Consider the following 809-nt stretch of genomic DNA (forward strand, 5'->3'; position numbering starts at 1 on the left):
CCACAGCCACAGGCGTTCATCGTCCGGCGCGGTGATGACTGTGGGGGTGGCGGGCGTGTCCACTGCCAGGCTCGGGTTGATCGCAACTTGCACGGTGCGCGCCGGCAGGCTGGTGCGCTCCAAGTGATCTTCATGGGTGTTCCACCACACCACTTCCACGGCGGGCAGTTCCAGGTTGCCGGCGCGGGTGGGCACCAGGGCTTCGCGGTCTTCGCGGCTGCCGATCAGGCCACGGTCGTTGGTCTGGTTGCCGAGTAACGGTTGGTCCGGGTAGCGGCGCAGGCCGTTGATCTCGGTGCTGGGCAGCGCCGGCAGTTGCGCGCTGGACAGGCACTCGGCCTTGACCGTGAGGCTGCGGGTCAGGGAGTCGCCGACCTGCACATGCTCAGGCTCTGGGTTCCAGTGTTCGCTGAGGGTCAGGCTGCGTGCCGGCAGCCATGGCGTATCGGCGGGGTACAGCGCGGGCTTGGGTTTGACCACCAGCGGCAACTGCGCAGAACTGACGTGGATCAGCTTGCCGGGCTTGGTGCCTTGCAGGGTGTTTTCCTGGGGCGGGCGCGACTCCACCAGCGTCGCGCTGAAGGTCTGCGCCGGGATCGCCAGGGTGCCGCTGTGCTGCGGATAGATCGCGTAGCGGGTTTCGATCACCCCGTGGCGGATGCTGTTGATGACCTTTTCGTAGGTACGCGACTCACCCAGCTGCTCCACGCGCGCATCGGCAATTTGCAAGGGTGTGAGGCTGCTGTCGTCATACAGCGACACTGAGTGGTAGACGCGCACGGTCAACAGCGCCTGGGCCTGGACGTAGA

At 66.1% G+C, this 809-nt stretch carries 1 protein-coding gene; it reads right to left on the reverse strand.

Annotated elements, in window-relative coordinates:
• Positions 1 to 809: hypothetical protein (locus tag OMK64_RS21390; protein WP_272730128.1), on the reverse strand; the 809-nt coding region annotated here is incomplete at both ends.

It is taken from the genome of Cellulomonas fimi (assembly GCF_028527925.1).
Taxonomy (GTDB): Bacteria; Actinomycetota; Actinomycetes; order Actinomycetales; family Cellulomonadaceae; genus Cellulomonas; species Cellulomonas fimi_C.